39 protein-coding genes are annotated in these 25,739 nt (G+C 53.7%); all 39 read right to left on the bottom strand.

Annotation, left to right across the window (positions count from 1 at the left end; translation table 11 throughout):
* Window positions 1–10 precede the first annotated feature (10 nt).
* The 39 genes from rplQ to HS105_06095 all read right to left on the bottom strand — a co-directional run bounded on the left by rplQ (window position 11) and on the right by HS105_06095 (window position 25,713).
* A complete protein-coding gene (gene rplQ, locus HS105_06285) occupies window positions 11–523 on the bottom strand; it encodes a 50S ribosomal protein L17 (protein MBE7516198.1) in 513 nt (170 codons plus the stop codon).
* Window positions 524–571: 48 nt separating this feature from the next.
* Window positions 572–1,585, bottom strand: a complete 1,014-nt coding sequence (locus HS105_06280) for a DNA-directed RNA polymerase subunit alpha (protein ID MBE7516197.1) — start codon at window positions 1,583–1,585, stop codon at window positions 572–574.
* Window positions 1,586–1,688: 103 nt separating this feature from the next.
* Entirely contained in the window at window positions 1,689–2,321 is a 633-nt protein-coding gene (rpsD, locus tag HS105_06275) for a 30S ribosomal protein S4 (protein MBE7516196.1), read from the bottom strand.
* A 120-nt stretch (window positions 2,322–2,441) separates the two neighbouring features.
* On the bottom strand, window positions 2,442–2,837 hold the full coding sequence (gene rpsK, locus HS105_06270; protein ID MBE7516195.1) for a 30S ribosomal protein S11: 396 nt from the start codon (window positions 2,835–2,837) through the stop codon (window positions 2,442–2,444).
* 71 nt (window positions 2,838–2,908) lie between these two features.
* Window positions 2,909–3,292, bottom strand: coding sequence for a 30S ribosomal protein S13 (gene rpsM / locus HS105_06265; protein ID MBE7516194.1), 384 nt, complete (start codon window positions 3,290–3,292; stop codon window positions 2,909–2,911).
* Window positions 3,293–3,298: 6 nt separating this feature from the next.
* Window positions 3,299–3,412: a 50S ribosomal protein L36 gene (gene rpmJ / locus HS105_06260; GenBank protein ID MBE7516193.1), complete on the bottom strand. Its 114-nt coding sequence runs from the start codon at window positions 3,410–3,412 to the stop codon at window positions 3,299–3,301.
* A 12-nt stretch (window positions 3,413–3,424) separates the two neighbouring features.
* A complete protein-coding gene (gene infA, locus HS105_06255; protein ID MBE7516192.1) occupies window positions 3,425–3,646 on the bottom strand; it encodes a translation initiation factor IF-1 in 222 nt (73 codons plus the stop codon).
* 66 nt (window positions 3,647–3,712) lie between these two features.
* Window positions 3,713–4,516, bottom strand: coding sequence for a type I methionyl aminopeptidase (gene map, locus HS105_06250; GenBank protein ID MBE7516191.1), 804 nt, complete (start codon window positions 4,514–4,516; stop codon window positions 3,713–3,715).
* Between the two features lie 29 nt (window positions 4,517–4,545).
* Window positions 4,546–5,190 (bottom strand): adenylate kinase, encoded by a 645-nt coding sequence (locus HS105_06245; protein MBE7516190.1) that lies wholly within the window; start codon window positions 5,188–5,190, stop codon window positions 4,546–4,548.
* 93 nt (window positions 5,191–5,283) lie between these two features.
* Window positions 5,284–6,702, bottom strand: a complete 1,419-nt coding sequence (gene secY, locus HS105_06240; GenBank protein ID MBE7516189.1) for a preprotein translocase subunit SecY — start codon at window positions 6,700–6,702, stop codon at window positions 5,284–5,286.
* A gap of 58 nt (window positions 6,703–6,760) precedes the next feature.
* The gene (gene rplO / locus HS105_06235) at window positions 6,761–7,231 is read right to left on the bottom strand and encodes a 50S ribosomal protein L15 (GenBank protein MBE7516188.1); all 471 of its coding nucleotides are present in this window, start codon (window positions 7,229–7,231) and stop codon (window positions 6,761–6,763) included.
* Window positions 7,232–7,278: 47 nt separating this feature from the next.
* On the bottom strand, window positions 7,279–7,482 hold the full coding sequence (gene rpmD, locus HS105_06230; protein MBE7516187.1) for a 50S ribosomal protein L30: 204 nt from the start codon (window positions 7,480–7,482) through the stop codon (window positions 7,279–7,281).
* A 47-nt stretch (window positions 7,483–7,529) separates the two neighbouring features.
* On the bottom strand, window positions 7,530–8,039 hold the full coding sequence (rpsE, locus tag HS105_06225; protein MBE7516186.1) for a 30S ribosomal protein S5: 510 nt from the start codon (window positions 8,037–8,039) through the stop codon (window positions 7,530–7,532).
* On the bottom strand, window positions 8,032–8,421 hold the full coding sequence (rplR, locus tag HS105_06220) for a 50S ribosomal protein L18 (GenBank protein ID MBE7516185.1): 390 nt from the start codon (window positions 8,419–8,421) through the stop codon (window positions 8,032–8,034). Before rplR ends, rpsE begins: the two co-directional genes overlap by 8 nt.
* A gap of 59 nt (window positions 8,422–8,480) precedes the next feature.
* Window positions 8,481–9,041: a 50S ribosomal protein L6 gene (rplF, locus tag HS105_06215; protein ID MBE7516184.1), complete on the bottom strand. Its 561-nt coding sequence runs from the start codon at window positions 9,039–9,041 to the stop codon at window positions 8,481–8,483.
* Between the two features lie 45 nt (window positions 9,042–9,086).
* Window positions 9,087–9,485 carry a 30S ribosomal protein S8 gene (gene rpsH, locus HS105_06210; GenBank protein MBE7516183.1) on the bottom strand — a complete coding sequence of 133 codons (399 nt, stop codon included), beginning with the start codon at window positions 9,483–9,485 and terminating at the stop codon, window positions 9,087–9,089.
* A 47-nt stretch (window positions 9,486–9,532) separates the two neighbouring features.
* Window positions 9,533–9,838 (bottom strand): 30S ribosomal protein S14, encoded by a 306-nt coding sequence (gene rpsN, locus HS105_06205; protein ID MBE7516182.1) that lies wholly within the window; start codon window positions 9,836–9,838, stop codon window positions 9,533–9,535.
* Between the two features lie 3 nt (window positions 9,839–9,841).
* Window positions 9,842–10,381, bottom strand: coding sequence for a 50S ribosomal protein L5 (rplE, locus tag HS105_06200; GenBank protein MBE7516181.1), 540 nt, complete (start codon window positions 10,379–10,381; stop codon window positions 9,842–9,844).
* 54 nt (window positions 10,382–10,435) lie between these two features.
* Complete coding sequence (gene rplX / locus HS105_06195; GenBank protein MBE7516180.1) at window positions 10,436–10,864, bottom strand: 50S ribosomal protein L24; 429 nt, start codon at window positions 10,862–10,864, stop codon at window positions 10,436–10,438.
* A 56-nt stretch (window positions 10,865–10,920) separates the two neighbouring features.
* Window positions 10,921–11,289 (bottom strand): 50S ribosomal protein L14, encoded by a 369-nt coding sequence (gene rplN / locus HS105_06190; protein ID MBE7516179.1) that lies wholly within the window; start codon window positions 11,287–11,289, stop codon window positions 10,921–10,923.
* 45 nt (window positions 11,290–11,334) lie between these two features.
* Window positions 11,335–11,664, bottom strand: coding sequence for a 30S ribosomal protein S17 (gene rpsQ, locus HS105_06185; protein MBE7516178.1), 330 nt, complete (start codon window positions 11,662–11,664; stop codon window positions 11,335–11,337).
* Between the two features lie 5 nt (window positions 11,665–11,669).
* Window positions 11,670–11,882 carry a 50S ribosomal protein L29 gene (rpmC, locus tag HS105_06180; protein MBE7516177.1) on the bottom strand — a complete coding sequence of 71 codons (213 nt, stop codon included), beginning with the start codon at window positions 11,880–11,882 and terminating at the stop codon, window positions 11,670–11,672.
* 2 nt (window positions 11,883–11,884) lie between these two features.
* Window positions 11,885–12,313, bottom strand: a complete 429-nt coding sequence (gene rplP / locus HS105_06175; GenBank protein MBE7516176.1) for a 50S ribosomal protein L16 — start codon at window positions 12,311–12,313, stop codon at window positions 11,885–11,887.
* A gap of 65 nt (window positions 12,314–12,378) precedes the next feature.
* Window positions 12,379–13,110 carry a 30S ribosomal protein S3 gene (gene rpsC, locus HS105_06170; protein MBE7516175.1) on the bottom strand — a complete coding sequence of 244 codons (732 nt, stop codon included), beginning with the start codon at window positions 13,108–13,110 and terminating at the stop codon, window positions 12,379–12,381.
* Window positions 13,111–13,116: 6 nt separating this feature from the next.
* Window positions 13,117–13,770, bottom strand: coding sequence for a 50S ribosomal protein L22 (gene rplV / locus HS105_06165; GenBank protein ID MBE7516174.1), 654 nt, complete (start codon window positions 13,768–13,770; stop codon window positions 13,117–13,119).
* A 62-nt stretch (window positions 13,771–13,832) separates the two neighbouring features.
* Entirely contained in the window at window positions 13,833–14,123 is a 291-nt protein-coding gene (gene rpsS, locus HS105_06160; protein ID MBE7516173.1) for a 30S ribosomal protein S19, read from the bottom strand.
* Window positions 14,124–14,132: 9 nt separating this feature from the next.
* A complete protein-coding gene (rplB, locus tag HS105_06155; protein MBE7516172.1) occupies window positions 14,133–14,963 on the bottom strand; it encodes a 50S ribosomal protein L2 in 831 nt (276 codons plus the stop codon).
* A 43-nt stretch (window positions 14,964–15,006) separates the two neighbouring features.
* Window positions 15,007–15,336: a 50S ribosomal protein L23 gene (gene rplW / locus HS105_06150; GenBank protein ID MBE7516171.1), complete on the bottom strand. Its 330-nt coding sequence runs from the start codon at window positions 15,334–15,336 to the stop codon at window positions 15,007–15,009.
* Window positions 15,329–16,141, bottom strand: coding sequence for a 50S ribosomal protein L4 (rplD, locus tag HS105_06145; GenBank protein ID MBE7516170.1), 813 nt, complete (start codon window positions 16,139–16,141; stop codon window positions 15,329–15,331). Before rplD ends, rplW begins: the two co-directional genes overlap by 8 nt.
* Window positions 16,142–16,200: 59 nt before the next feature.
* On the bottom strand, window positions 16,201–16,839 hold the full coding sequence (rplC, locus tag HS105_06140; protein ID MBE7516169.1) for a 50S ribosomal protein L3: 639 nt from the start codon (window positions 16,837–16,839) through the stop codon (window positions 16,201–16,203).
* Between the two features lie 96 nt (window positions 16,840–16,935).
* A complete protein-coding gene (rpsJ, locus tag HS105_06135) occupies window positions 16,936–17,256 on the bottom strand; it encodes a 30S ribosomal protein S10 (protein ID MBE7516168.1) in 321 nt (106 codons plus the stop codon).
* A gap of 69 nt (window positions 17,257–17,325) precedes the next feature.
* Window positions 17,326–18,513, bottom strand: coding sequence for an elongation factor Tu (gene tuf / locus HS105_06130; protein ID MBE7516167.1), 1,188 nt, complete (start codon window positions 18,511–18,513; stop codon window positions 17,326–17,328).
* Between the two features lie 53 nt (window positions 18,514–18,566).
* Complete coding sequence (fusA, locus tag HS105_06125; protein MBE7516166.1) at window positions 18,567–20,663, bottom strand: elongation factor G; 2,097 nt, start codon at window positions 20,661–20,663, stop codon at window positions 18,567–18,569.
* A gap of 64 nt (window positions 20,664–20,727) precedes the next feature.
* Complete coding sequence (gene rpsG / locus HS105_06120; GenBank protein ID MBE7516165.1) at window positions 20,728–21,198, bottom strand: 30S ribosomal protein S7; 471 nt, start codon at window positions 21,196–21,198, stop codon at window positions 20,728–20,730.
* A gap of 3 nt (window positions 21,199–21,201) precedes the next feature.
* Window positions 21,202–21,582, bottom strand: coding sequence for a 30S ribosomal protein S12 (locus tag HS105_06115; GenBank protein ID MBE7516164.1), 381 nt, complete (start codon window positions 21,580–21,582; stop codon window positions 21,202–21,204).
* Window positions 21,583–21,966: 384 nt separating this feature from the next.
* Window positions 21,967–23,019: a VWA domain-containing protein gene (locus tag HS105_06110; GenBank protein MBE7516163.1), complete on the bottom strand. Its 1,053-nt coding sequence runs from the start codon at window positions 23,017–23,019 to the stop codon at window positions 21,967–21,969.
* Window positions 23,020–23,060: 41 nt separating this feature from the next.
* Window positions 23,061–24,080: a VWA domain-containing protein gene (locus tag HS105_06105; GenBank protein MBE7516162.1), complete on the bottom strand. Its 1,020-nt coding sequence runs from the start codon at window positions 24,078–24,080 to the stop codon at window positions 23,061–23,063.
* A gap of 32 nt (window positions 24,081–24,112) precedes the next feature.
* Complete coding sequence (locus HS105_06100) at window positions 24,113–25,087, bottom strand: VWA domain-containing protein (GenBank protein MBE7516161.1); 975 nt, start codon at window positions 25,085–25,087, stop codon at window positions 24,113–24,115.
* A 209-nt stretch (window positions 25,088–25,296) separates the two neighbouring features.
* Window positions 25,297–25,713 carry a hypothetical protein gene (locus HS105_06095; protein MBE7516160.1) on the bottom strand — a complete coding sequence of 139 codons (417 nt, stop codon included), beginning with the start codon at window positions 25,711–25,713 and terminating at the stop codon, window positions 25,297–25,299.
* Window positions 25,714–25,739 lie beyond the last annotated feature (26 nt).

Raw genomic sequence — 25,739 nt, 5'->3', positions numbered from 1 at the left:
GGGCAAAGTGCTACTTTCCGGCAGTCTTCGCGGCTAATTCCTGCGGATTATCAACAAGTTCGATCACCGCCAACTCAGCATTGTCACCCTGACGACGACCGACCCTGATTATACGTGTGTAACCGCCGTTTCGATCCTTATACCGCTCGCCGAGTTCACCAAAGAGCCTCTGAACCGCCTTGACGCCTGCCGTACGCTCTATCGGATCCTTTGCCACACCCTTTTTGCCGCGAAAACGGCTCTGAGCGATCTTGAACGTAGAATTTCCGGCATGAAAGAAGGCTGCCGCCTGACGGCGAAGATGAACCTCGCGCACTTTTGCATCATCACCTGACAGTGCCTTTGCCTTGCGTGCCAGCGTTATCGCCTTCTCAACGAACGGACGAAGTTCCTTTGCCTTCGGGACAGTGGTAACGATGTGGTCATTCGGCGAATTTATCAGCGACGTCGCCAGGTTGCGAAGCATCGAGATGCGGTGTTCGACCGTACGTCCGAGTTTACGATGTGCTTTTAAGTGTCTCATTGCAATAAGTATAAAGCTCGGCGCTCAATACTATGAACGCCGAACTCATTAATCAAGATCTCTGCCGCCCGTTCCCGGTATCGGATTGCCCTGCTCGTCAAAATCCATACCGAAATCAAGTCCCATGCCATGAAGCATATCTTTGATCTCAGTAAGCGATTTCTTTCCGAAATTCTTCGTGCCGAGCATATCCTTCTCACTGCGTCTGATCAGATCGCGGATCGATCCGATATTCGCATTCTTCAGGCAGTTATAAGCGCGGACGGACAATTCCATCTCATCGACCGACCTGTCCAGCAGATCGTTGCGCATAAGCGGCGGACGAGCAATATCCTCGTATTTGTATTCTTCTTCTTCCTCTTCAAAATTGATGAAGATCGTCATGTGGTCCTTGACCAATTTCGCTGCCAAGCCGATCGAGTCCTCCGGAGCAACGCTGCCGTCTGTCCAGACCTCGATCGTAAGCTTGTCAAAATCGGTATTCGACCCTTGACGGGTTTGTTCGACATTGTAATTGACCTTCTTGATCGGCGTGTGGACCGAATCGACCGGAATATAACCGACTGAGAGGTCTTCGTCGTTATTCATTTCAGCGGAGACGTAGCCGCGTCCGCGTTTGAGACGCATTTCAACATTGAGGCTGCCGCCCTTGCTGATCGTCGCAATGTGAACATCGGTATCGAGTATCTCGACGTCACCGTCAGCCTCGATATCGCCGCTCTTTACTTCACCCTCGCCCTTTTTCGATATGGAAAGGGTCTTCGGGCCGCTGCCGTGCAGTGCAAACGGCACCTGCTTAAGGTTAAGGATGATATCCGTCGCGTCCTCAACGACACCTTTGATCTGCGAGAACTCGTGCTCGACGCCTTCGATCTTGACCGCCGAGATGGCGGCTCCTTCGATCGAGGAAAGTAACGCTCTGCGAATGGAATTGCCGATGGTCGTCCCGAAACCTCTTTCGAAAGGCGCCGCGTAGAACTTGCCGTATGTGTTGGTGAGCGTACCGCTCTCAACATTCAAACGGCCGGGCATCTGAAAATCTGTCCAGTTATTCTGTGTCATACTTGTTCTTTATACTTCCTAAAAGCAGGCTTTGTCCCCCGGACTTCACAGAGAAGAACAGACTCCCGGACCGGGCTACTTCAGCCGGCTTAATGAACAGCAATTACTTGCTGTAAAGTTCGACGATCAGCTGTTCATTGATGTTAGCATCAATATCCTGACGCGTCGGTAATGCGGCAACCGAAACCGATAGATCCTTACCGGCGGCGCTGAGCCACGCAGGACGGCCGCGGCCGACCGCCGTCTGCCACGCTCCTTCAACGTGCGCGTTCTTTTGTGTGCGCGGCTTAACATCAACCACGTCACCGATCTTGACCTGGAACGAAGGGATGTTCACCTTATGCCCGTTGACCGTTATGTGCCCGTGGTTCACAAGCTGGCGAGCCTGCCGACGTGACGTTGAAAAGCCCGCACGATACACGACATTGTCCAAACGGCGTTCGAGCATGAACAAAAGATTCTCGCCCGTAACACCCTTCTGGCGGCGCGCCTTATCAAAATAGGTTCTGAATTGCTTTTCGAGGATGAAGTAAATGCGCTTTACTTTTTGCTTTTCGCGAAGCTGCTCACCATATCCCGCGAGAAGCTTGCGGCGAGCACCGCCGTGCTGTCCCGGCGGATTGGTGCCGCGCTTTTCGATAGCACAAGAGGGCTTGTAACAACGGTCGCCCTTCAGAAATAACTTAGCGCCTTCGCGGCGGCACAGGCGGCACACCGCATCTCTATATCTAGCCATAATTTATGTTCTTGCCTTCAGCGGGCTGCCAAACAGACCCCGCGAAAAAGTTTACAGGGACAAAAGCCCTTTCTTCCTTTCGATATATGCCGCACCGGCGGCAGTCCAAACGATCAAAGATCAAACTCGCCGACGCTTTGGCGGACGGCATCCGTTGTGCGGGATCGGCGTCGTATCACGGATCGAGGTAACGCGAATACCGGCCATTGCGATCGCCCTGATCGCTGACTCACGCCCGCCGCCCGGCCCTTTCACACGGACCTCGGCCTCACGCATTCCGGCCTCGACTGCCTTGCGGGCAACCTCACCCGCAGCCTGCTGTGCTGCGAACGGCGTACCCTTTCGGCTTCCGCGAAAACCTCTCGCACCTGATGAGCACTGCGCAAGCAAGTTGCCGTTCACATCTGTGATCGAGATCAGCGTATTATTGAATGAAGCCGAAATATGAACGATACCAACGGGTATGTTCTTTTTCTCTTTCTTCTTAAAGGTCTTCTTTGCTGCTGCTTTTGCCATTTTTGGATCTCTTGCTGATCGATCACCGAATGCCGCACATACTCATTTGAATGGGCAACGGCGACCTCAGCTTACTTCTTGCCCGGAGCCTTCTTCTTCGCAACCGCCGCCTTACGCGGCCCCTTGCGTGTACGTGCGTTCGTGCTTGTGCGCTGGCCGCGAACGGGCAGGCCTCGGCGATGACGCAGGCCGCGATAGCAGCCGACGTCCATAAGACGCTTGATATCCATCTGGACACGCTTGCGAAGGTCACCCTCGACATCGCCTTCGGTATCCAATATCGTTCTGATCTTATTAAGTTCGTCTTCGCTAAGATCGCGTATCTTTGCATCAACACTGATACCCGCCTTTCCGAGAATATCGGTCGCACGTGACTTACCCACACCATAAATGTAGGTCAATCCGATCTGTGCCCTTTTTGCGGGCGGAAGGTCAACTCCTGCTATACGAGCCATAATCTATTATCCTTGCCTCTGTTTGTGCTTCGGGTTCTCGCAAATGACGCGCACGACGCCCCTGCGGTGTATAACCTTGCATTTATCGCACATCTTCTTTACCGACGGTCGTACTTTCATCTCTCTCACCTGCTACTTGTAACGATATGTGATCCGGCCTCGCTTCAGATCATAGGGCGAAAGCTCAACAAGAACCTTGTCTCCCGGCAGGATACGAATAAAATTCTTACGCATCTTTCCCGAAATATGAGCCAGCACCTCATGCTGATTATTATCTACCGCCACTTTGAACATCGCATTCGGCAGCGTTTCCAATACGGTCGCCATGACCTCTATCGCTTCTTCTTTAGACATATATTCTAAAGCGTTCCCTTACGGTACGGGACAAACCAATGATGTTACTGCTATTTTGAGCATTTTTCAAGTCGAAACAGCATCCTCAGCGGCGATCGCTGACGAAGCAGCCCGCTTTTGCTCCTTTGTAAGCGTCAGGATCTCCGGCCCGTCATGTGTAACGGCAAGCGTATGTTCGGCGTGTGCGGACGGCAAGCCGTCCTCGGTTACCACTGTCCATTTATCACTTAGCGTCCTTGTTCGTGCCGTACCCATATTGAGCATCGGCTCGATAGCAAAACAATATCCGGCCCTGATCCGTTCTTTTGTACCGGGACGGCCGAAATTCGGTATCTGCGGCGCCTCGTGCATATGCCTCCCGATGCCGTGCCCCGTGTAATCGCGCACTATTCCGTAACCGAATTTCTCAGCATGCTCCTGAACTGCCCATCCGATATCTCCGATCCTATTCCCGACACGGGCAGCTTCGATACCGAACGCAAGACACTCCTCAGTAACCCGAATGAGCTGCTTCAGCTCATCGCTGATATCGCCGACCGGCACGGTGATCGCCGTGTCGCCGACAAATCCGTTATAGGTCGCTGCCATGTCGAGCGAAACAATATCGCCTTCTTTCAGAGGCTCCTTCTTTGAAAACCCGTGTACGATCTCGTTATTGACGGACGCACATATCGTGTACGGAAACCCGTGATAGCCGATAAAGGTCGGTGTCGCACCGGCATCACGGATCATCTTCTCGGCCGCGTTATTAAGATCGAGTGTTGAGATACCGGGCTCGACCATTACGCGCAGGGCCTCACGCACCTCAGCGATCAACTCGCCGACGGCACGCATCTTATCAAGGTCCCTTTCTGATTTCGCGATGATCATCTAAAAATGTCGCTCATTACGGCTAACGGTCAGATAAGCGCGGATACCTCTTTGTAGATATCCTCGATATCGCCGCTTCCGTTCACCTTGCTCAAACGGCCCGAACCCGCGTAATACACCAACAGCGGCTCTGTATTCTCGGCGTATGTATCAAGGCGTGTCCGAACGCTGTCCTCATTATCGTCCGCACGGTGGACAAGCTCAGCTTCCGGATCGCGGTCGCAACGGCCTTCAACCTTCGGCGGCATTGAATAAATGTTGTAGATCTCGCCGCACACCGGGCACGAACGCCTGCCAGTAAGCCGCTTCATCAACTCTTCGCGATCGACAGCCACCTCGATCGCCTGTATTGTTTTGCCCTGCTCGTTGGCAAGGCCTTCTAATTGCTGCGCTTGAACAGCAGTTCGCGGATAGCCGTCAAGCACGTATGTACCCTTGCAGTCGTCTCGCGACGTACGTTCCTGCACCACCCGAAACGTAATGTCATCGGAAACAAGTTTACCCGACGCCATAATAGCCTGAACCTCGCGCGCCAGCGGCGTGTCCAGCGATCTCATCTCTCGGAACATATCACCCGTCGATATTTGCGGGATCGACCTGCGTTCCTGCAGGAGCCGTGCCTGCGTTCCCTTGCCGGCACCGGGCGCCCCGATCAATACAATGATCTTATCCATCACAACATTCACCTGCCACAGTGTGAATAAAGGACACAGAGTATAGGGAAAAACCTCGCTCCGTGTCCTTCTTTGATCTCAAAGGGAGTATCTCTACGATCGGCGGCCGCGCAACTGCGAACCGGCACCAAGAAACCCCTCGTAATTTCTCATCACAAGCTGAGCTTCGATCTGTGCAACCGTGTCCATCGCAACACCAACAAGGATCAGCAGACTCGTACCGCCGAAATAAAATTGGTACCCGAGGCCTGTCGGGATCCAGCTTAACCCGGGCGTCGATGAGAAAAAGTTATCGACTGCGGTTCCGACAAAAGGCAATCTGGCGACTTTGTAACCGCTGAGTAAGAGCTGCGGTATGAACGCTACGAGTGCAAGATAGATCGCACCCACCGTCGTAAGACGCGTGAGGATACCGTTCAGATAATCGGCGGTCGGGGCCCCGGGCCGAATTCCTGCTATAAATCCGCCGTGTTTGCGAAGATTGTCAGCAACTTCGTCCGTATTGAAGATGATCGTGATGTAGAAGAACGTAAAAAGCACGATCAGCGATAAGAATACGAATTCATAATACGGATCGCCGCCGTGAAATTGTGAGAAAAATGCTGCGATCTTCGACCAAGTAGAATTCGGATTGTTCGGATCCGCCGGTATTGCCGACATCAGCGTCTGCGGCATAGCAAGTACCGATGACGCGAAGATGACGGGGATAACGCCGCCCATGTTGATCTTTAGCGGCAAAGCAGTCTCCTGCCCACGAAATGTCTGCGACCCGACTAGCCGACTGGCGTAACTGACCGCAATATTCCGACGCGCTGACTCGACATATACGATCACGGCGATCAGAGCGACCATAACCGCCACGAGAAACACCACGCCGAGAGTCTGTGACGCATCACCCGCTCCCACACGCTCCATCACCTGCGTCAAGCCATTCGGCAATCCGATGACGATACCAGCGAAGATAAGCAGCGAAATACCGTTGCCGATGCCGCGTTCGGTTATCTGTTCGCCAAGCCACATTACGAATATCGTGCCGGTGGTTAGCGTGATGATGATCATTGCCGTCGCCGTCCACGTATCGGCAAGAACCCCGTTTCGATGTAGCCATGTTGCGACAAAGAACGTCTGAACGGCACAAAGCCCAACGGTCATATACCGCGTCCATTGGTTCATCTTCTGCCGGCCGACCTCGCCCTCTTCCTGTATCTTTTTCAGTGCGGGCGAAAGAACCGGCATCAACTGCATGATGATCGACGCAGTAATATACGGAGTAACACCAAGGGCAAAGACCGAGATCGTCCGGAAATTACCGCCCGAGAAAAGATCAAGAATGCCGAGAAGCGTACCGGCGACCTCGCCCCACACTCGTTCAAGCTGAGCCTTGTTGATACCGGGTGCCTGTATATGTGCACCGAGCCTATAAACGGCAAGCAGGCCGAGGGTGAAGAGGATGCGACTCCTCAACTCGGCGATCTTGAACATGTTCTGGACGGCGTTAAAGAACTTCTCCATATCTCTCAGTGTTCACCGGCGGCCCCTTCGGGCGGCCGGATCATCCGCGAACGATCTGTTATGCGGCCGGCTCAGCCTTTGTAATGACTGTAACAGAGCCGCCGGCCTTCTCGATCTTATCCTTGGCCGTTTTTGTGAAACGATGCGACGAAATATTCAACTTCTTTGTGATCTCGCCATTGCCTAGGATCACAAGATCGTGCTTTGCTTTCTTGATGAGGCCCCGTTCGTGCAGGATCTCCGGCGTAACCTCATCGCCCGAGTTAAAATTCGCCTCGATCTTGCTCAGACTGATCTCGATCCATTGTTTCTTAAAGATGTTGGTAAATCCACGTTTCGGCAAGCGGCGCTGCAGCGGCATCTGGCCGCCCTCAAAGCCCGGCCTGCTCGAATAGCCCGAACGCGATTTCTGTCCCTTATGTCCGCGGCCTGCCGTTTTACCAAGCCCCGAACCCGGGCCGCGGCCGACACGCTTCTTCTTGTGTGTCGATCCGGGTGCCGGATGCAAATTGTTCAGTGATAAAGCCATATCTTTGGTCCTTGACCTTTTGTTCTTACCTAAACGGGCAGATCTCCCTATTCAACGATCCGCAAAAGATGCGGGATCTTATTAACGACACCGCGTGTTGCGGGGCCGTCCGGCCGCTCAACGGTTTGATTCAGCTTCGTGATGCCAAGGCTCTTAACGATAGCCTTTTGATCCTTCGGAAAGCCGATCATACTGCGGTAATACTGGATCTTGATCGTACCAGCTGATGAATTTTCTTCTTTCTTTGCCATGATCTTAGTTATTGGGCCGCACAAGCGAACGCGGCGTACCTAAGCGCTTACGCCAATTCCTCAACCTGCTTTCCGCGCAGACGCGCGACCTCGATCGGGTCCTTCATACGCAGAAGGCCGTCAAAAGTAGCACGAATGACGTTGTGGGCATTGTTCGAACCGAGCACCTTGGTCCTAACATTATGAACGCCCAGGCTCTGCAGCACTGCGCGAACCGCACCGCCGGCGATCACGCCCGTACCTTCTTCAGCGGGCTTAAGCAGAACGCGACCCGCACCGTACCTGCCGATCATCTCGTGCGGAAGCGTTCCGTCGATAAGCGGTACACGAATCAGATTATTTTTTGCCGCTTCGACCGCTTTCTTAATTGCACTCGGCACTTCCTTTGCCTTTCCGGTTCCGAATCCCACGTGTCCGGCCTCGTCACCTACGACGACAAGCGCGGCGAATGACATATTCTTACCGCCCTTTACAACCTTGGTAACACGGTTGATCTGGATCAACTGATCCTTGAGGATCAGGCTTCCTGCGGGTACTTTCTGTTTGCTGTTAATCATTATTTTCCTGATTTGCCTTATCGTGATCGTTCAGGCCTGCCTCGCGCGTAGCATCGATCAATGCTTTGACACGGCCGTGATAAACGTAACCGCCTCGATCATATACCACGTTTGAAACGCCGGCCGCACGTGCCCTCTCGGCGATGGCCTTGCCGATGCTCTTTGCCGCATCGATATTGCCGCCGGTCTTAAGGCCGAGAGCCTTCTCGGTGGTAGATGCTGTCGCAATGGTCTTTCCCGCCCGGTCATCGATCACCTGCGCGTAGATATGATTGAGGCTGCGAAAGACGGCGAGCCTCGGCCGATCCGCGGTTCCCTGAACCTTCTTTCGAATACGGCTGTGTACGCCCTGTCGTATATCTGATCTGCTTTTCTGTCCCATAAGATCACTCTCCGGTCGCCGCCGTCCTCTTCATTTTTCAGAACGGCAGCGATCGGCCGTTATTTACCGGTCTTGCCCGGCTTCAACCTGTAATACCTGTCAGCGTAACGAACGCCCTTTCCTTTATATGCATCCGGCTTTCGAAGGCGATTAAGCTCAGCGGCGACCTGCCCCAACTTCTGCTTATCGATGCCGGAAAGCGTGATCGTCGTCTGATATTGTGTGATGCCGGCTTTCGTATTGACGCGCTCGGCCTTAGCTTCTATGCCATCCGGAAGTTCATAAACAACGGGATGCGAATACCCCAGCGAGAAGTTGATCTTCTTGCCCTGAACATCTGCCTTGTATCCAACGCCGACAATATCCATCTCCTGCGTGAATCCTTCGGTAACGCCGACCACGGCATTGTTCGCCAAAGCCCTCGCAAGGCCGTGGAACGCGGCTATATCATCACCGGACCGCTCAGCGGTCAGGATGCCGTCTTCCTGCTTGAAGGTTACGCCGTTCGGGATCGGGGTTGAGAGAGTGCCCTTTGGCCCCTTAACCTCCAACGTCGCGTCGTTGACGGTAACCGTTACGCCCGCCGGTATCTTGATCGGTTTCTTTCCTACTCGTGACATATCTTCGTTAATGGATCGCGGCTGAGTTATCCTCGCCGACCGATCCTAATAGATCTCCGCAAGCACCTCGCCGCCGACATTTGCGGCCTTGGCCTGCTTACCACTCATCAACCCCTTCGAGGTCGAGATAATATTTATGCCGTAGCCGCCGAGAACCTTCGGGATCTGGGCCGAGCCAACATAAACGCGCCTTCCCGGTTTGGAAACGCGCCTAAGGTTCGTGATCGACGAGGCGCCCTTTGCATCGTAGCGAAGGAACACGCGTATCTCGTACTGTACGCCTTCGCCTTTGGCCGAATAGCTATTGATGTAGCCTTCTTCCTTGAGGATGCGGGCAACCTCCATTTTCAGCTTCGAACCCGGAATATCGACGCGCGGATGATTTGCCGCTATCGCATTGCGGATCCGCGTCAACATATCTGCTATTGGATCTGTCATTACTATTTCCTACTCCGTCACACATTCGAGGGGCCGCACGGCCCGTCAATTTCCTACCAGCTTGATTTCACTACGCCCGGGATCTGCCCTTCAAGTGCAAGATCGCGAAGCGAAACACGCGAGACCCCAAATTTCCTAAGATACCCGCGCGGGCGTCCGGTTTGAGAACAACGATTTCGCACACGGATCGGTGAGGCGTCACGCGGCATCTTCTGCAGTTTCACAACCGCCGCATCGACCTCTTCCGGGGTCGAGCGCGGATCGTTGATGATCGCCTTCGCCGCCGCCCTGCGCTCGGCGTAGAGCTTCACCGTATCTTTTCGAACATTGTTCTTTACTATCTTGCTGATCTTCGCCATATTTTACTGTCTGAACGGCATCCCCATCGCTTTTAGCAGCGAACGGGCCTGATCGTCATTTTGTGCCGTTGTAACGATCGATATATTCATTCCGCGCGACTTATCCACCTTGTTAAAGTCGATCTCCGGAAAGATCAACTGTTCGCGAATGCCGAGGGTGTAATTGCCTCGGCCGTCAAACGCCTTGCCCGAGATGCCGCGAAAGTCGCGAACGCGAGGCAGAGCAACCGAGATCAAGCGGTCGAGAAACTCATACATCCGATTGCCGCGAAGCGTTACCATTGTTCCGATCGCCATCCCCTGACGGAGCTTGAACGCCGCGATGGATTTCTTCGCTTTCGTAACGACGGGCTTCTGTCCGGTAACAGCTTTCAGCTCTTCGGTCGCAACATCGAGGATCTTGGCATTTGCCGAAGCTTCGCCCAGGCCCATGTTGACAACGATCTTCTCGATCCTCGGGATCGCCATCGGGTTCTTGATCTCAAACTCCTTGGCAAGTGCCGGAGCGATCTCGTTCTTATATTTTTCTCTAAGTCTCGCCATTTTCTTTACTCATTTCCGGGACTCGGCAAAGTGCCGTTACCGGATATCAGAACTCTATGCTTCGGGGGCCGGAGCCTCGATCTCATCCAATTTCGCAGGCTCCTTTCGCACCCATTCAGTGCCGGCGATCACCTTGCCGCTCTTTGCCACACGGACCTTCTGCCCGTCACGCAGTTCGATCTTTACCCGCGTCGGCTTGCCTGTTTCAGGGTCGATAAGCGATACATTTGAAATATTCACCCACGCTTCCTGCTCGATGATACCGCCTTCACGATTAAGCTGCGGCACCGGCTTGCGATGGCGCTTAACCATCATTGCCCCTTCGACCTTGACCTTGCCGTTGCGCGCATCGACAGCTATCACTTTGCCGCGGTACGGCTGCCGTTTGCCGGCGCTGTCAAAGCGGTTATATTCCTTGCCCGCAATAAAGACGACCTGATCACCGCGCTTGATCTTGCTTTTCACTGTTCCTGTCTTAGCCATGTTCTTCTTGTATGAAACGATGCTCTTGGGCATCTTTCACATTTCAATGTTCTGTCCTAGATGACCTCCGGAGCCAGGGACACGATCTTCATAAAATTGCGTTCACGCAGTTCGCGGGCAACAGGCCCGAAGACGCGTGTGCCGACCGGCGTACCGTCATCCTTGATCAGAACGGCCGCATTATCGTCAAAACGGATGTATGTCCCGTCCTTTCGGCGTACTTCTTTATGGGTGCGAACGATGACGGCGTTATAGACCTTTCCTTTCTTGGCGGTCCCGTCAGGGGCCGCTTCTTTTACCGTAACCTTTATCGTGTCGCCAAGGCGTGCGATCTTTGACGTAGAGCCGCCGACCGGCATGATCATCACCACACGCTTTGCCCCCGAATTGTCCGCGACCGCCAAAGAGGTCTGCATCTGAATCATAACTATTCTCCACTCGATACGCCGCCGGACGCACCGGCTCCGTTCTTAAACTTCCGCCTTCTGAACTATCTCGACCACGCGCCAACGCTTTCGCGCCGACAGCGGCCGTGTCTCGATGATCCTGACCTTATCGCCGACCTTTGCACCCATTTCATCATGCGCCATGAACTTCTTGCGGCGTTTGACATATTTGCGATACACCGGATGCTTAACGACACGATCGACCCGCACAGTAACGGTCTTTGTCATCTTGTCCGAAGCGACGATGCCGATCCTCTCAGCACGCTTGCGGGTATTCGGTTTATCTTCGGCACCCGCTGTTGAGCTTGCGTTTACGGCGATCTCTTCTGATCCTTCTGTTTTCTTGTTAGGCATTTCTATTAACCTTCAGAATCCGCCTTCGGCTGATTCAACATCGTATAGACCCGAGCCAGCGTTTTCTTCTCGCGGCGGATATCTTTAAGCGTTTCACCGACACCGAGAGCTTTCCTGAATTTCAATCTGAAAAGCGACTCCTTGAGTGCATCGGCCTGATCTTTCAATTCATCAGCATTCATCTCGCGAAGCTGATCTATCTGTTCCTTGCGTTTCATTCTTAAACAACGCCTCCTTCGAGGTCAGCGCGTGTCACGAACTTGGTCTTGATGGCAAGCTTCTGGGCTGCAAGCTGCATTGCCTCGCGCGCCAACGACTCTTCAACACCTTCGATCTCGTACAGCACACGTCCCGGCTTCACTACGGCTACCCAATGATCAGGGGCTCCTTTACCCGAGCCCATACGGGTTTCCGCAGGCTTTCTCGTGATAGGCTTATCAGGAAAGATCCTGATCCAGATCTTACCGCCGCGTTTTACATGGCGGGTCATCGCGATACGAGCAGCCTCGATCTGGCGATCCGTGATCCATGCAGCTTCCAACGTCTTAAGCCCAAAATCGCCAAAGCTCAGCTTCTCACCACGCGTAGCCTTGCCGCGCATACGGCCCTTCATTACCCTTCGGCGTTTTACTTTTTTCGGCTGTAACATAACTCAAGAACCTCTTTTGTCTTTCACTCTCGCCGGACGATTCCGACGATCTGGCGTAAGAACCTCTATCTCCTGTCGTCCCTTCGCGGACGCCGCTCACGCATGGCACCGCGTTCGACCTTGACCTCATTCATCGGATCGCTCGTCGTCCCGCGTGCGATCGATGCATTCGGATCGAGTATTTCGCCGCGATAGATCCATACCTTGATCCCGATGATGCCGAATGTCGTCAACGCCTCGGCGAAACCGTAATCAATATCGGCGCGAAGCGTGTGAAGCGGCAGGCGGCCCTGAAGATTCCATTCGGTTCGTGCGATCTCAGCACCGTTCAAGCGGCCAGCGATCATCACTTTCACTCCCTGAGCGCCGAAGCGGAGAGATTCTTCGATCGCTTTCTTCATCGCCCGGCGGAACATGATGCGTTTTTCGAGCTGCTGGGCGATCTTCTCGGCCTGAAGTTGTGCATTCAGTTCAGGATGACGGATCTCTTGTATCGAAATAAGCACCTCGCGGCCGGTCTTACGTGCATAATCCTCGCGAAGCTTTTCGATCTCGGCACCTTTGCGGCCGATAATGATGCCGGGACGCGACGTGTAGATGATGATCTTCAAGCGAGCCGCAGCACGTTCGATATCAATATGCGAAACGCCGCCGCCCGCAAATTTCTTCTTCAGCTCGCGCTTGAGCTTCAGATCTTCGGCAAGGAACTCTGCGAACTCGTGCTTGGCGAACCAATGCGAGTGCCAATCTTTGTTGTAACCGACCCTAAAGCCGTATGGATGAACTTTCTGTCCCATAAAATCTTATTTATCAGCTTCCTCGCTATCGCTCTGGTCAGTGGCTTCCTCTGTCGTTGTTTCGCCCCCCGAAACCTCCTCCGCGGCCGCTTCAACGATCTCCGGTGCTTCTGCCGCCTGATCGACGGTATTCTCTGCAACCGGCGTTTCTTCCACAGCCTCGACCACAACTTCCTCGACCGGCTTCACTTCCTCCGCCTTGGTCTTAGCCTCTTTCTTCGGAGCCGCAGCTTTTGCCTTCGGCTTGGCTTCGGCCTTCTTCGACTTCGCAGCCTCAGCCTTTAGTTCCTTCTCCGTTTTCGGCTTATCGTCGCTTGTGACCTCGATCGTTATATGGCAGTAGTGACGCTGTTCGCGATAAGCACGGCCCTGCGGTGCGGGACGCATTCGGCGACGGTTCTTTGTCGGACCCATATCAACGAAGCAGGTCTTTACCCAAAGATCATCCGGATCGATCGCGATATTCAACTGCTCCGCCTTGTAGGTGGCGTTCGCGATCGCCGAATTAAGGCACCTTGAAATGGGATCGGCTGCCCTCTTATCGGTAAAGCGCAGGATCGACAATGCGCGTGAAACATTTTCGCCGCGGATCAGGTCGATCACCAGCCGCGCTTTTCGCGGGCTGCCTTTCAGATATTTTGTTTTTGCAATGGCTTCCATATCATTTATCAGCGATATGTTGACGAAGGGCCTCAGCCTCCTCATCGATCACTTAGCACCCTTTACTTTCTCTTAGCCGCCTTCTCCGCTTTTGTACCCGGATGCCCTTTGAAGACGCGCGTCGGTGAAAACTCACCCAACTTATGGCCGACCATATTTTCCGTTACGAATACGGGCACATGACGCTTGCCGTTATGCACCCCGAATGTCAGCCCTACCATATCGGGCGTGATCGTCGAACGGCGCGACCATGTCTTTATCGCCGGCGGCTTTGATCCGCCATCTGCGATGCGTCGCAGCGTTTTCTGTACACTCAGATCGATGAACGGTCCTTTTTTCAATGAACGTGGCATATCTCTCTACTATTTCCTTCTTCGATCCTTGACGATCATGTTCTGCGTACGCTTATTGCGGCGTGTCTTATAACCGCGTGTCGGCTGGCCCCACGGCGTTACCGGATTGCGGCCGCCCGATGTTTTACCCTCGCCGCCGCCGTGCGGGTGATCAACAGGATTCATCGCCACACCGCGAACCTTCGGCCGCTTTCCGAGCCACCGGCTGCGTCCGGCCTTACCAAGCGAAACATTCTCATGCTCGGTGTTGCCTACCTGGCCGACGGTCGCCATGCACACGACAGGGATCTTCCGAACCTCGCCTGACGGCATACGAAGCTGTGCGTGGTCGCCCTCTTTCGCAACGATCTGAGCAAAACCGCCTGCGCTGCGAACCATTTGGCCGCCTTTTCCGGGACGAAGCTCAATATTGTGAACCTCGGTTCCTAGCGGGATATTCTTGATCGGCAACGCATTACCCGGCAGGATATCCGCATCCTCACCGCTCAAGACTATCGTGCCGACCTTCAGGCCCACCGGAGCGAGGATGTAACGCTTCTCTCCGTCAAGATAGGTGATAAGCGCAATATGAGCCGAGCGGTTCGGATCGTATTCGATCTGCGAGACCTTTCCAGGGATACCGGCTTTGTCACGCTTAAAATCGATCACGCGGTAGAAACGCTTGTGGCCGCCGCCGCGCCGCCGGATAGTGATACGTCCGTCGCTATTCCGGCCTGAAATTCTCTTCTTCGGTTCGAGCAGCGATTTCTCGGGTGCTGCTCCCGGCGTCAATTCGTCGCGTGTCAGATACGTCTGATAGCGGCGTGCCGGTGAAGTTGGCTTTAGTCTCTTGATTCCCATATCTCAATTCCGATCGCAGGCTGCTGCCCGCTCTCGCTTCAAACTAGATCGCTTCAGCGTAATCGACCATTGGCTCGCCCTTCTTGAGGGTCACATAAGCCTTTTTCCAATTCGGACGCCGCCCTTCGATACGGCCTCGACGCTTTAGCTTGCCGTCGTAATTAACGGTACGGACCGCGGCTACCTTTACATTAAAGATCTCTTCCACCGCACCTTTGATCGCCGTTTTTGTCGCCTTCTTGTCAACGCGAAAGGTCAATACCTGTCCGGTCTTGCGGCCGCTTTCCTCATCGGTCGAGTCCTCCTTCAGGATCAGACTCTTTTCAGTAATGACCGGTGATCTCAAAATATCCCAAGTCCCAAGTTTACTCATTGCCGTCAGCCTCCTCGCTTACTTCCGCTTCAGGTGCTTCCTCAACCGCGGTAACCGATGCCGGTTCGGCATCCTGTACCTTAGTTTCGGATCTCGGAGCCGCTTCTTTCTTTTTCTTCGGCTTTTCTTCAGCGGCAGGAGCATCGGCGGTCGCCACTTCGCGCTTCGGATCGAGGAGATCGATCAGCTCAGCGACCGCTGCCTTCGAGATCAGAAGCTTTTCGTGGTAAACGATGTCGTAAATATTCAGCCCAAAGCTATTCGTAACCTTCGTCTTCTGCACATTACGCGAAGAAAGGACCAAATTCTCATTATCGAGCGAATCGATGATCAGCGTCTTCACCTGCTTATTATCAACCGCGAGCTTTAACGCATTGATCGCACCGATGAATTCGCTGGTTTTCGGAGCTTTGAACGCAAAATCCTCAATAACGATAAGGTTCCCTTCGCGAAGCCGCTCTGACAATGCCGAACGCAGCGCACCGCGCCGCATTTTTTTCGGCATATTGTATGACCAATCACGCGGCTGCGGCCCGTGGACATTACCGCCGCCTTTCCACAAAGGCGAGCGAAGCGATGCTATACGAGCACGTCCGGTACCTTTCTGCTTCCAGAGCTTTCGTCCCGAACCTGACACGTTTCCGCGCGTCTTAGTGGCACTCGTGCCCTGACGGCCGTTGGCTTGGAAATTCATCACTGCCGAGTGGATAAGAGCCTCGTTAAGATCGACGCCGAATACGGCATCAGCGAGCTCAATATCACCGACCTCTTTATTCTTCAAATTGCGAACCTTTACGGTAGGCATAATTTCTCACTCCGTTCGATCGGCGGACATTCGCCGATCTGTATCAGCACCCTGCTTCCCTACGATTTCCTAACTACGACCAAGCTGCCGTTCGCACCGGGAACCGCTCCGCGAACCATGATCAGATCGTTCTCGGTATCGACCTTGGCGATCGTCAGGCCCCTGACGGTAACGCGCTCATCTCCCATGTGGCCACTCGATTTCGTTCCCTTGATGACCCGCGACGGATATGCCGACTGCCCGATCGAACCCGGACGGCGTACGTTCATCGAACCGTGCGACTCAGGGCCGCGCGCGAACTTATGCCGCTTGACCGTTCCCGCAAAACCGCGTCCTTTTGACCGCCCGACGACCTCGATACGGTCGCCATCGGCGAAGATATCAGCCTTGATCTGATCACCGACAACGGCTTCCGGTTCACTACCAAGGCGGATCTCCTTGAGCACACGTGTCGGAGGAGTGCCGCCGCCGGTCTTTTCAAAATGCCCGCGAAGCGGTTTCGAGACATTTTTGAGACGGATCGGCTTATCCTCGACCAGCCCGAGCTGCACGGCATTGTAGCCGTCGCGGCCCGCCGCACTCTTCGTTTGGATCACAACGCAAGGCCCTGCTTTGATGACCGTTACAGGCGTAACCGTGCCATCCTCCGCAAACAACTGCGTCATACCCATTTTTCTGCCAATGATCCCAGTAATCATATCCTTAATTCCAGCAGCCCTCGGCCTGTAAGGGCCGGAGCCGATGCCGCATTCCTGCGTGCAAACGAATGGCGGGCCGCCCGGCGGACGCCGCTGTTAATTCTTTCCGAACGCTTTGATCTCGACATCCACACCGGCCGGAAGGTCAAGCTTCATCAAAGCATCTACCGTCTCCGCGGTCGGATCGAGAATATCCATCAAACGCTTGTGCGTACGGATCTCGAACTGCTCACGCGATTTCTTATCAACGTGCGGCGAACGAAGCACCGTCCACTTGTTCTTCACCGTCGGAAGAGGGATCGGGCCCGCTATCCTTGCTCCGGTGCGTTTTGCAGTATTTACGATCTCCGCCGTGGACTGATCCAAAACGCGGTGATCATAAGCCTTTAATTTGATGCGGATCTTTTCGTTCAACATAATTCTTCAGCTTTTGGTCATGAGTGACGCCCTGTTTTTGGTGCGTCACTCACAACTCATCACCATCAACTACTCGACGATCTCCGAAACGGTTCCCGCTCCGACCGTGCGGCCGCCTTCGCGGATCGCGAAGCGAAGCCCCTTCTCCATTGCGATCGGGGCGATCAGCTCGATCTCCATCTGGATGTTGTCGCCGGGCATCACCATCTCGACACCGGCGGGCAAGTGTGCAACTCCGGTAACGTCCGTTGTCCGAAAATAGAACTGCGGACGATAGCCTGTAAAGAACGGCGTGTGACGCCCGCCCTCTTCCTTTGTCAGCACATACGCCTCGGCCTTGAACTTCGTATGCGGCGTGATCGTGCCCGGCTTGGCTATAACCTGTCCGCGCTCGATCTCCTTTCGGTCAACACCGCGCAGAAGAAGCCCTACGTTGTCGCCTGCCATTCCCGAATCAAGAAGCTTCTTGAACATCTCGACGCCGGTAACAACGCTGTTCCGCGTCTCCTTGATACCTACGATCTCGACAGGCTCGTTGACATTGATCTGACCGCGCTCGATCCTTCCCGTCGCCACGGTTCCGCGGCCCTGGATCGTAAAGATATCTTCCACAGGCATAAGGAACGGCTTGTCCGTCTCGCGCGTCGGGGTCGGAATATAATCATCCACCGCCTGCATCAACTCGTCGATCTTCGGCTCCCATGCTGCATCGCCTTCAAGTGCTTTCAACGCACTGCCCTGCACAACAGGAATGTCATCGCCCGGAAACTCATAGCTCGACAAAAGCTCTCTGATCTCCATCTCCACAAGCTCAAGCAGCTCCGCGTCATCGACCATATCCACCTTGTTCATGAATACGACCATCGCAGGCACACCTACCTGACGTGCAAGCAGGATGTGCTCGCGTGTCTGCGGCATAGGCCCGTCCGTCGCCGCCACCACAAGGATCGCTCCGTCCATCTGTGCCGCTCCCGTGATCATATTCTTCACGTAGTCAGCGTGCCCCGGACAGTCAACGTGTGCGTAATGCCTGTTCGCAGTCTCATACTCAACGTGCGATGTCGCGATCGTGATACCTCTCGCCTTCTCCTCAGGTGCGTTGTCGATCGAATCGAACGACCGAAACGCCATCTTCGGATTGTGCTTCGACATCACCTTTGTGATCGCTGCCGTCAATGTCGTCTTCCCGTGGTCAACGTGCCCGATCGTCCCGATGTTCACGTGCGGCTTTGACCGATCAAATTTCTCTTTGCTCATCTCTTACTCTCTCCTGATCCCAGACTTGAGACCTCAAAATCTAAATAAATATCCTAGCTGCTCGCTCCCTTCACCTTTGCAATGATCTCTTCAGCGACGTTACGCGGAGCTTCTGCATAGCGTTCAAAGTGCATCGACGACGTCGCCCGCCCCTGCGTTGCCGAGCGAAGATCCGTCGTATAACCAAACATCTCTGAAAGCGGGACGAAGGCCGTTACGACCGAAACATTGCCCGGACGCGGCTCCATCTTCTCGATCTGACCGCGCCGGCGGTTAAGATCGCCGTTGACCGAGCCCATATATTCTTCTGGCGTAACAACCTCGACCTTCATTATCGGCTCCAGGAGCACGGGCTTTGCCTTTTTGACCGCGTCTTGGAACGCAAGGCTGCCCGCGATGTGGAACGATCGTTCGTCCGAGTCAACTTCGTGATAGGAGCCGAAGACAAGCTTTGCCCTAACATCAACGATCTCGTATCCGGCGAGAAATCCGCGCCGCATCGCGTCCTGTATCCCTTCAGAAACAGGCTTGATGAACTGTCGCGGAATAGCGCCGCCGGTGATCTTATCTTCAAAGACAAACCCCTCGCCCGGTGCAGGCTCGATCTCAAGCTCAACGTGGCCGAACTGGCCGCGGCCGCCCGACTGCTTCTTGAACACCTCTTTACCGGGCGCCGGGACCGTGATCGTCTCGCGATACGCAACCTGCGGCTTACCGACATTCGCCTCGACACCGAACTCACGCTTCATACGATCGACAATGATCTCAAGGTGAAGTTCGCCCATGCCGGCGATGATGGTCTGACCCGTCTCGTGGTCGGTCGAAACCTGAAATGAAGGGTCTTCCTGAGCAAGGCGATTTAGAGCGACGCCCATCTTATCCTGATCGGCCCGCGTTTTCGGCTCGACCGCGACACGCACGACCGGATCGGGGAATTCCATCGATTCGAGAATGATCTTATCCTTCTCGTCCGAAATGGTGTCACCCGTCGTTACGTTCTTCATACCGCCGATCGCAACGATCTCACCCGCACTCGCCTGCTCGACATCCTCACGCTTATTCGCGTGCATCATCATAAGGCGGCCGACACGCTCCTTGGAGTTCTTGATCGTGTTATAAACGTACGAACCCGAACTGACCGTTCCCGAATAGATACGCACAAAGGCGAGCTGGCCTAAGTGCTTATCTGCCATAAGCTTAAAGACGAGGCCCGAAAACGGGGCCTTTGCATCTGCCGCACGGGTCAAGGCCTCGTCCGTCTTCGGATCAGTGCCTTCGATCGCAGGGATATCAAGCGGGCTCGGCAGGAAATCGACCACCGCATCGAGCAGTGTCTGAACGCCCTTGTTCTTGAATGCTGAGCCGCAGACGACCGGAACGATCTTAAGATCGATCGTGCCCCTGCGGAGAGCCTTGCGGATCTCGTCGGACGTGATCTCCTCGCCTTCGAGGTACTTCATCATCAGATCATCGTCCAGGCTCGAAACCTGTTCCACAAGCTTGTCATGCCATTCTTTGGCCTGATCGAGCAGCTCGGCAGGTATGTCAACGACCTCGTATTGAGCTCCTTTCGTCTCGTCCTTCCACAGAAGGCCTTTCATCTCGATCAGATCGACGACGCCGCGAAGATGTTCTTCGACGCCGATAGGCAGCTGAAGAGCCACCGCATTGGCACCGAGCCGATCAAGGATGGACTGAAAGCTCCGCTCGAAGGATGCTCCCGCACGATCGAGCTTATTGATAAAGCAAATGCGCGGGACGCCGTATTTATCGGCCTGACGCCAAACCGTTTCCGACTGAGGCTCAACGCCCGCGACGCCGTCAAAGACAGCGACCGCACCATCGAGAACGCGAAGTGAACGCTCGACCTCCATCGTAAAATCGACGTGGCCGGGCGTATCGATGATATTAATGCGGTGTTCGACACCGTTGCGGGTCCAAAAACACGTCGTCGCAGCCGAGGTAATAGTGATGCCGCGTTCCTGCTCCTGCTCCATCCAGTCCATGGTCGCAGTGCCTTCATGCGTCTCACCGATCTTGTGAGAAACACCTGTGTAGAAAAGAACGCGCTCGGTGGTCGTCGTCTTTCCCGCATCAATGTGGGCCATGATGCCGATGTTCCTGAATTTGTCTAATGTGATATTTGCCATAGCAAATTTCCGCTCACCGGCTGACGAAACCCCTCAACAAAGAGGGCCGGCCGTGAGCGGCCAACTAAAATCTATAGTGGGCAAAGGCCTTATTCGCCTCCGCCATTCTGTGCACATCCTCTTTCTTCTTAAGAGCACCGCCGCGGCCGGATTGAGTATCGAGCAGTTCGCCGACGAGCCTGTCTTCCATCGTTTTCTCGCTGCGGTTGCGGGCATTCGAGATGATCCAGCGGATCGCAAGCGTGTTGCGTCTGTCACGCGAGACCTCGAGCGGCACTTGATATGTCGCACCGCCGATACGGCGTGATTTGACCTCAAGAGCGGGGGCAACGGCGTCGAGAGCCTTCTTAAAGACCTTTATCGCTTCTTCGCCCGTCTTTTCGCCGATCTTTTCCATCGCCCTGTAAAAGATCTGTTCTGCAACGGTTTTCTTGCCCTGCCACATCAGGCCGTTAATGAACTTTGTTACCGCGATGCTGTTATAGATCGGGTCGGGCAGAACTTCCCTCTTTCCTGCAACTCTACGTCTTGGCATAACTTACTTTGCTCCCTTGGGCCGTTTTGCTCCGTACTTGGAACGTGCCTGATTACGATTCGCAACGCCCGATGCGTCAAGCGTACCGCGCACAACGTGATAACGAACGCCCGGCAGGTCCTTGACACGGCCGCCGCGGATCAGCACGATCGAGTGCTCCTGCAGATTGTGGCCGATGCCCGGAATATAGGTCGTAACTTCGATCTGATTGGTCAGGCGGACACGTGCGACCTTGCGAAGCGCCGAGTTCGGCTTCTTCGGCGTCGATGTATAAACACGCGTACAGACACCTCGCTTTTGCGGGTTTGCCTGCAGTGCGGGGCTTGCGGTCTTGTATTGGACGGCCTTGCGTCCTTTACGAACTAATTGATTGATTGTCGGCATAAGCTCAAATCAGCCTTTGTATATCGCTCAAAGGCAAAACTAACGTCTTACCTGACTCTTGCACGGAACCTGTCCGGCAGTTAGCTCAAGCAGCTCTCGCTGATCAAGGTTTAATTAATTGTTCCAAATACTGAGCGTTGTCACTTTGCTGTGGCGTGGCACTTGCGGGAAGCCGCGATCAGTGCGGCATTTACCAATTTAGCCCGCAACCGGAGATGGCCGCGTTTTACGCTACAATCCTTGCTTCAACTCTCAAATATCCGTCCATCATACGATGGACACACCAGACCCAAAGTCCGAAACTTTAGATGATATGAATTTCCTAAGATCGTGTCAAGGCAAGACGGAAGTTATTTCGCCGCTGTTCGAGCGAGGTACGGCGGCCTATGGCCGATGGGGGATCACGATCTCCTTCTTCGCCCTGACGGCGGCATCAGGGACATTCACCTTGACCTGGATCTTCCGCTTATCCGGCCCGGTCGAGGGGTCCGCGTAATAGCTCAACGTGTAATGGCGTCGCAATTCGAGCGTAATGAGCTTGAACACTTCGGCAAGATCGTCTATCTTATCGATCTCAAAGCTGTTACCGCCGGTTTTCGCCGCAAGAGCATCCATGTAACCCTTGACCCGTTTTATCTGATCGGCCAGTTCACCGCCTTTGAGTTTTCCGTCGCCGGTCGCCTCGATATCCCACCATGGCATAATGTCTTCAACGCCTTTCTGGTCCAGGACCGCATAGCCGCTCCGCGCGATTTGGTCTTGCACACCGCGTGCAGCTGCCCACTCAGGCTTAATAGAAACATCACCGAAACGGACCGTGTAAATAAGAGCATCCTGCTCCTCGGCCGTGCGAATACTATCGGCGGCGGAGACCTTGTGGCTATCGCTGAGCGCATCGCTAAACAAAACTATCGCCTTGCGGCCCTTTGTGTTCATCAGCGTTTTGATCGATTCATCTACGGCATCATAAACGTATGTTGCCCTGCTATCGAGCGGCCGGATCTTAAGCACCAGATTCTTTGCTAGAAGATCAGCGATTTTCTTGTTCTTAAGCAAGACTGTCTGTCCGTCGGCAAAGATGCTCAGATAAATGTGATCGTCCGGTCTAAGCGTATTCAAAAAGACGCCTGTTGCCTGAGCAAGTTGGCTCATGTATGACACCATCGACCCGCTGGTATCGAGCATTAGGTAAACCGTGATCGGCTCGTCAACCGGTGAGAAACCGTCGATCGCTTGGACTTTCCCATCCTCAATGATCTGAAAATTGTCTTTCGTGAGCCCTGGAACATACCTTCCATCGCGACTGGTAACGATTACGGGAACTTGAACAAGGTTTGTTTCGACTCGGATAACATCCTGTGAACGAACGTACGTTGCAAATAAGAGCACCCCAAATAGCCACGTTATGAAAATTCGCAATGGCAGGTTAACTTTCATGACAGTTACCATTTGATCGTTAGCGAATTCGCGTCTACGCCCTAGTCCGCACGCCGATATACGACTTCTTTTCGGGACCGAACAGCGGCATTTGGAACGTTCACCTTAACCGATATCGTTCTTCTCTCGCCGTCTTTTGGGACGTCGATCGGCGTATAGCCGAGTCTGTAAGTTGTGCCAAGTTCTTCCGCAATGGAACGGAAAGTCTCCTTAAGGTCGTCGACGGTAACTATCTTGTAGGCTCGGCCGCCGGTTCGCTCGGCCAAGCCATTCATATAAAGGCTTACACGCTTCTTCACTTTCTCGATCGCTTTTTCGCCGATGCCTCCCGGCGGACTCTCGTAATGCGTTCCAAACTGATCGATAAAGACATTGAAAAACTCCGGATCGGAATGAGAATACTCACCGAATCGGAGCGTGTAGATCACAGCTTCCTGCTCCTCGGCATCTCGCAGATTGCTCTTTGCCGATGCATGACGTCCGTACATTTCACCGTCGGAAAACAGGATCAGCGCCTTTTTCCCCTGAATGGCTTTGAGGTACCCCAATCCCTTTTCCACGGCGTCGAATGTAGTTGTGAACAGACGGTCTTTGTCGGACCCGACAACATCAACAAATTTCGTAAAATCCTGACGCTTTGTTGGTTCGAGGAGCATATGGATCTTTGCGTCATCCTCAAAATTAGCGGCAGCGATGGTATCTTCGGGGCGCAGTCGGGATGTAAAAGAATTTGCCGCATTGACAACAGCAGGTAGGTAGTCGCGCATCGAGCGGCTTGTATCAAACAAGAAAAGGACGGTGAACGGCGTATCGACCCGCTCACAAAATTCGACGTGCTGTTCTGTACCGTTCTCGAAGACCTTAAAATCGTCCTTATCGAGGCCCGCAATGTATCGCCCATCGCGGTCATTCACGCTCAAAGACACCACCGTAAGGTCTGTGCGTACCTTAACAACATCATCCTGCGCACTGCATATAGGTGCGATGACGGCTACAAGAAAAAGAATGATTGTATGCCGAAGAAAGACCATCACATTCCGATCCGTTGGGAAATCTGCCAAAAAAACAGGATTGATCGCTGCAGATCGCCGACCTATTGATAGACGACCTCCTTCCTTGAGCGAACAACGGCTCCCGGTACATCCACTTTTACCGCGATCTTCCGTCTTTCACCTTTTCGTCCCGTATCCGAAGGATAATAACCTAAACTATATTCTTGCCTAAGTTCCATCCCGATCTCGCGAAAAAAGTCTTCGATCTCCTCACCGCTTTCAGCTGAGAACGACCGGCCGCCAGTCGTCTCAGCTAGATCACGTAGATACTGCAATGCGTCAGCTGACTCCTTAAGCCGTTTGTCAAAACGCTTCTCAGATTCGCCTTGGAGCCGAGACTTGGGCATCGTATCAAAACTGATCGTAAAGATAATCGCAGTAGTTTCCTGAGCATCTCGGAGATTCTCCTTCTTATTCGACTCAAAATTAACCCCGAGACCGTCGGAGAATAACACGATCGCGGTACGACGCCCTGATCTCTTGGCCTTTTTGAGTGCTTGATCAACCGCGTCATAAACCATAGTATCAGCGGGCAATCCGTCCATCCGTAGCTTAATATGCTTGTTTGCGAGCCGGGATGTCTTTCCAAGTTTTGACAACTCCCACATATGGTCGGAGAAAGCATACGCTCCGATAAGATCATCCGGCCGAAGAGAGGCAACCAATTCGTTGGCGCCATTAGTGACCCGATCTAATACTCGTGACATCGATCCGCTTATGTCTAGGACCAGGAATACAGTTATGGGGCGCTCGACTGCCTCAAAATACGCAATAGGCTGCTCGATGCCGTTCTCGAAAATTGAAAAGTCTTTCTGTTGTAGATCTCCGACGTACGCACCATTGCGATCTAAAACGGTAACCGACACGCTGACAAGCAAAGTGTCAACCTTTATCGGCTCGTCTTGCGCCGTCACATGGACCCCGCAAACAAGCGACAGCAAAGCTGCCAATAAGAGCCGCGTCTCCGGGCGGTCACGACCGGCGAGGATTTCGAGTTTCTTTTGAAAAGTGGACATCGGTGAGGCGTCCTTGTTCTATATCGTTATTCCCCTACGCTACGCCCGCCGGTAGAAATAGTCAATAGAAAATTTTTGTGTCTGCCGGCACGAACACAAGCGGAAATGGCCGCCGCTGTTATAAATAACAGCGATGGCCAATGAACCGGCAGCCGATGTGTGAGCGAGAAAACTGCAACGTGCCGCGCACCGTTCGCGCGGCCGCTCTGCTAGTTTTCTTTATCCTTTTCCTCTGCCTTGAATTTTTCGAGCTGCTGCTTCAGGTCGCGACAGGTCTTTGCAAGATCGGCGGCTCCGTTGGTGTTGTCTTTCTTGCTGTCTTCGACAGCTTGGCGGATGGTTTCGCGGATCTTGTTAAAGAAAGTGGCTTTGAAAGCCTTTGTAACGAAATTGTCGTCCGGGCTGTTCGTTTCGGCCGTCAACATATCCATTACCTCGTCGCACTCGGGCACGCCTATCCGCTCATCACCGAGCGGCCGGTTGTCTGACGTCGTCTTGCCGTCGGATGATCGTTTCTCCGACTGCGGACCTACGCCTTTGTCAGCAAGCGGATTTATCCAACTGCAGCCCAATACCACGAGCGACATAGCCGCAAGAACAATGAACAGCGCAGTAATATTCTTCATTTTTATGGTCTATCGACACTCCTTTT

The organism is Chloracidobacterium sp. (genome assembly GCA_015075585.1).
Taxonomy (GTDB): domain Bacteria; phylum Acidobacteriota; class Blastocatellia; order Pyrinomonadales; family Pyrinomonadaceae; genus OLB17.
Note: the sequence above shows the minus strand (reverse complement) of the source record. Positions and strands in the feature narration are given on the sequence as shown.

Bases quoted from the DNA above. Each gene is read 5' to 3' on its own strand.
- map (MBE7516191.1), bottom strand. From the start codon at position 4,516: ATGATCATCGCGAAATCAGAAAGGGACCTTGATAAGATGCGTGCCGTC.
- rpsJ (MBE7516168.1), bottom strand. From the start codon at position 17,256: ATGTTGAACGAAAAGATCCGCATCAAATTAAAGGCTTATGATCACCGC.
- infA (MBE7516192.1), bottom strand. From the start codon at position 3,646: ATGTCTAAAGAAGAAGCGATAGAGGTCATGGCGACCGTATTGGAAACG.
- rpmD (MBE7516187.1), bottom strand. From the start codon at position 7,482: ATGGCAAAGAAAGAAGAAAATTCATCAGCTGGTACGATCAAGATCCAG.
- tuf (MBE7516167.1), bottom strand. From the start codon at position 18,513: ATGAGCAAAGAGAAATTTGATCGGTCAAAGCCGCACGTGAACATCGGG.
- HS105_06110 (MBE7516163.1), bottom strand. From the start codon at position 23,019: ATGAAAGTTAACCTGCCATTGCGAATTTTCATAACGTGGCTATTTGGG.
- rpsS (MBE7516173.1), bottom strand. From the start codon at position 14,123: ATGCCACGTTCATTGAAAAAAGGACCGTTCATCGATCTGAGTGTACAG.
- HS105_06245 (MBE7516190.1), bottom strand. From the start codon at position 5,190: ATGGATAAGATCATTGTATTGATCGGGGCGCCCGGTGCCGGCAAGGGA.
- HS105_06100 (MBE7516161.1), bottom strand. From the start codon at position 25,087: ATGTCCACTTTTCAAAAGAAACTCGAAATCCTCGCCGGTCGTGACCGC.
- HS105_06280 (MBE7516197.1), bottom strand. From the start codon at position 1,585: ATGACACAGAATAACTGGACAGATTTTCAGATGCCCGGCCGTTTGAAT.
- rpsG (MBE7516165.1), bottom strand. From the start codon at position 21,198: ATGCCAAGACGTAGAGTTGCAGGAAAGAGGGAAGTTCTGCCCGACCCG.
- rplQ (MBE7516198.1), bottom strand. From the start codon at position 523: ATGAGACACTTAAAAGCACATCGTAAACTCGGACGTACGGTCGAACAC.
- rplB (MBE7516172.1), bottom strand. From the start codon at position 14,963: ATGGGAATCAAGAGACTAAAGCCAACTTCACCGGCACGCCGCTATCAG.
- rpsM (MBE7516194.1), bottom strand. From the start codon at position 3,292: ATGGCTCGTATAGCAGGAGTTGACCTTCCGCCCGCAAAAAGGGCACAG.
- rplC (MBE7516169.1), bottom strand. From the start codon at position 16,839: ATGATTACTGGGATCATTGGCAGAAAAATGGGTATGACGCAGTTGTTT.
- rplN (MBE7516179.1), bottom strand. From the start codon at position 11,289: ATGATTCAGATGCAGACCTCTTTGGCGGTCGCGGACAATTCGGGGGCA.
- rpsC (MBE7516175.1), bottom strand. From the start codon at position 13,110: ATGGGACAGAAAGTTCATCCATACGGCTTTAGGGTCGGTTACAACAAA.
- rpmJ (MBE7516193.1), bottom strand. From the start codon at position 3,412: ATGAAAGTACGACCGTCGGTAAAGAAGATGTGCGATAAATGCAAGGTT.
- rplF (MBE7516184.1), bottom strand. From the start codon at position 9,041: ATGTCACGAGTAGGAAAGAAACCGATCAAGATACCGGCGGGCGTAACG.
- rpmC (MBE7516177.1), bottom strand. From the start codon at position 11,882: ATGAAACGCAAGGAACAGATAGATCAGCTTCGCGAGATGAATGCTGAT.
- fusA (MBE7516166.1), bottom strand. From the start codon at position 20,663: ATGGCAAATATCACATTAGACAAATTCAGGAACATCGGCATCATGGCC.
- rplX (MBE7516180.1), bottom strand. From the start codon at position 10,864: ATGGCTAAGACAGGAACAGTGAAAAGCAAGATCAAGCGCGGTGATCAG.
- rpsQ (MBE7516178.1), bottom strand. From the start codon at position 11,664: ATGCCTAACAAGAAAACAGAAGGATCAGAAGAGATCGCCGTAAACGCA.
- rplO (MBE7516188.1), bottom strand. From the start codon at position 7,231: ATGGCTTTATCACTGAACAATTTGCATCCGGCACCCGGATCGACACAC.
- secY (MBE7516189.1), bottom strand. From the start codon at position 6,702: ATGGAGAAGTTCTTTAACGCCGTCCAGAACATGTTCAAGATCGCCGAG.
- rplE (MBE7516181.1), bottom strand. From the start codon at position 10,381: ATGGCGAGACTTAGAGAAAAATATAAGAACGAGATCGCTCCGGCACTT.
- rplR (MBE7516185.1), bottom strand. From the start codon at position 8,421: ATGGGACAGAAAAGCAGATCAGATATACGACAGGGCGTACACAGCCGT.
- rplW (MBE7516171.1), bottom strand. From the start codon at position 15,336: ATGAGTAAACTTGGGACTTGGGATATTTTGAGATCACCGGTCATTACT.
- rpsD (MBE7516196.1), bottom strand. From the start codon at position 2,321: ATGGCTAGATATAGAGATGCGGTGTGCCGCCTGTGCCGCCGCGAAGGC.
- rpsK (MBE7516195.1), bottom strand. From the start codon at position 2,837: ATGGCAAAAGCAGCAGCAAAGAAGACCTTTAAGAAGAAAGAGAAAAAG.
- rplP (MBE7516176.1), bottom strand. From the start codon at position 12,313: ATGTTACAGCCGAAAAAAGTAAAACGCCGAAGGGTAATGAAGGGCCGT.
- rplV (MBE7516174.1), bottom strand. From the start codon at position 13,770: ATGGAAGCCATTGCAAAAACAAAATATCTGAAAGGCAGCCCGCGAAAA.
- rpsN (MBE7516182.1), bottom strand. From the start codon at position 9,838: ATGGCGAAGATCAGCAAGATAGTAAAGAACAATGTTCGAAAAGATACG.
- rplD (MBE7516170.1), bottom strand. From the start codon at position 16,141: ATGCCTACCGTAAAGGTTCGCAATTTGAAGAATAAAGAGGTCGGTGAT.
- HS105_06095 (MBE7516160.1), bottom strand. From the start codon at position 25,713: ATGAAGAATATTACTGCGCTGTTCATTGTTCTTGCGGCTATGTCGCTC.
- rpsE (MBE7516186.1), bottom strand. From the start codon at position 8,039: ATGATTAACAGCAAACAGAAAGTACCCGCAGGAAGCCTGATCCTCAAG.
- HS105_06115 (MBE7516164.1), bottom strand. From the start codon at position 21,582: ATGCCGACAATCAATCAATTAGTTCGTAAAGGACGCAAGGCCGTCCAA.